Consider the following 399-nt stretch of genomic DNA (forward strand, 5'->3'; position numbering starts at 1 on the left):
GTTGACGCAGTTGATGCGCGGCGAGGTCACGCCGTTCAGGTGGAACAGGCTCAGGATGTCCTGGTGCGGCCGGGAATTCTTGACGAAGGTGATCACGCGCTCGGCGCCCAGCGCCTCCAGCGACGGGTACGGGCGGTCATAGGCGCTGCCCTTCGCCACGATCCAGCGGATGGGGTAGCGCGCCAGCTCGATGTTGCGGACGGTCTCCAGCCGCAGCAGGTCGGTCTGGAAGATCACGTCGAGGTAGCCCTTCTGCAGTTGGTCACAGAGGTTGAGCGCGGCATCGGCAGTCAGCTCGATCTCAAGCTGCGGATAGGCCTGCATCGCGCGCTTGACCACGGTGGAGAGCCAGGTATGGATGACCGAGTCCATCGCGCCGATGCGCACCCGCCCCGCGAT

The 399-nt window shown here is 65.4% G+C and carries 1 protein-coding gene; it reads right to left on the reverse strand.

What is annotated here, in order from left to right; all coding sequences use genetic code 11:
* A partial coding sequence (locus tag AC1DCG_RS25175; RefSeq protein WP_477041764.1) for a substrate-binding domain-containing protein occupies positions 1-399 on the reverse strand: 399 nt, incomplete at both ends.

The sequence above is a fragment of the Caulobacter sp. 10L414 genome (assembly GCF_056395525.1).